Origin of the sequence: Nonomuraea sp. NPDC049784 (genome assembly GCF_040659615.1) — a bacterium.
GTDB lineage: Bacteria > Actinomycetota > Actinomycetes > Streptosporangiales > Streptosporangiaceae > Nonomuraea.
In genome coordinates, this window is sequence record NZ_JBFAMX010001143.1 from 1 (window position 1) to 1688 (window position 1688).

Consider the following 1688-nt stretch of genomic DNA (forward strand, 5'->3'; position numbering starts at 1 on the left):
GGCGGACAGCAGCCGCCCCACATCCACGCGCTGCACACTGGGCCGGGCCGGCGGCCAAGCCTCCATGCCGCCGAACACCCGGCCCGTGAGCTCCTCGAACCCTCTGAACGGGTCACCGCCAAAGAACGACATCGAAGGTCCCCCCTTACCTCAGGGGCCCCCTACCGCATATGCCGGAAGCCACACCCCAGCAATCGGCAAAGCATCAGATCACGGACGTCGGCGGAGATTCGCGTCGGCGAGCTCCGGCGGCTGCCACCCCCGATCGGCCGGGTTGATCGTGACGCCGGGCGGGACGATCTGGTCGATGCGGTCCAGCACGTCGTCCGGCAAGCGCACGTCGGCGGCCGTGAGCTGGCCCTCCAGGTGCTCCATGGTGCGCGGCCCGATGATGGCCGAGGTCACCCCCGGGTGCCTGATCGTGAACGCGATCGCCAGCTCGACCAGCGTGATGCCGGCCTCCTCGGCCAGCACGGCGAGCTGCTCGACCGCGTCCAGCTTGCGCTGGTTGACCTCCTGCGTCATGTCGTACCGGTCGGGCAGCCGCTGCGCCCTGCGCGTCTGCGGCAGGTCCTGCCCCTTGCGGTAGCGGCCGCTCAGCCAGCCGCCGGCGAGCGGGCTCCACACGATGGTGCCCATGCCGTACTTCTGCGCCACGGGCAGCACGTCGCTCTCGATGCCGCGCACGAGCAGCGAGTACGGCGGCTGCTCGCACACGAACCGCTCGAGCGAGCGCCGCTCCGACGCCCACTGGGCCTCGACAATCTGGTGCGCGGGGAAGGTGGAGCTGCCGATGTAGCGGACCTTGCCCTGGCGCACGAGGTCGGTGAGCGCGCCGAGGGTCTCCTCGACGTCGGTGTCCGGGTCGGGCCGGTGGATCTGGTAGAGGTCGATCCAGTCGGTGCCGAGGCGGCGCAGGCTGTTCTCGACCTCCTGGATGATCCAGCGGCGGGAGTTGCCCCGCTGGTTGGGGCCCTCCCCCATGGCGCCGTGGACCTTGGTGGCCAGCACCACGTCGTCGCGCTTGCCCGACTTGGCCAGCGCCTGCCCGACGAACTCCTCCGACTGGCCCTGAGTGTAGACGTCGGCGGTGTCGATGAAGTTGATGCCGGCGTCGAGCGCGCGGTCGATGATCTTGGCCGATTGTCCGGGGTCGGACTCACCCCACCCGCCGAACATCATCGCCCCCAGGCAGAGCGGGCTCACCTTTAGTCCAGTACGTCCAAGTACGCGATATTCAGTCACAAGTATCACTCTCTCGCAACAAGGTCGGCGATGGGCGTTTCGCCGGAGACGAGTTCCAGGATCTGGCGGGCCGTACTGGGGGCTTCGAGCAGTGCGACGATGAGGGCGGCCACGTCGTCACGCGGCACCGACCCCGGCGGGACCTCGGGGGACAGCCGGACCAGGCCCGTGCCGGGCTCGTCGGTCAGTCTCCCCGGTCTCAGGATCGTCCAGTCGAGGTCGCGGGCCCGCAGGTCCTCCTCGGCCTCGGTCTTGGCCTCGATGTACGCGGCCCACACCTCGTCGCCGCCCCTCGGTGGCTTGCCCGCCCCCATGGAGGAGATCTGGATGAACCTCCGCACGCCGGCCCGCTCCGCCGCATCCGCCAGCAGCACGGACGCGGCCCGGTCCACGGTATCCTTGCGGGCCGCGCCGCTGCCGGGCCCGGCGCCCGCCGCGAAGAC

2 protein-coding genes are annotated in these 1688 nt (G+C 70.3%); both read right to left on the reverse strand.

From position 1 onward, the window contains the following. Positions 1–210: 210 nt before the first annotated feature. Positions 211–1206: an aldo/keto reductase gene (locus tag AB0J09_RS64135; protein WP_360714237.1), complete on the reverse strand. Its 996-nt coding sequence runs from the start codon at positions 1204–1206 to the stop codon at positions 211–213. A gap of 44 nt (positions 1207–1250) precedes the next feature. Next, the coding region (locus AB0J09_RS64140; protein WP_360714239.1) for an NAD(P)H-binding protein at positions 1251–1688 on the reverse strand (438 nt) is incomplete at its 5' end.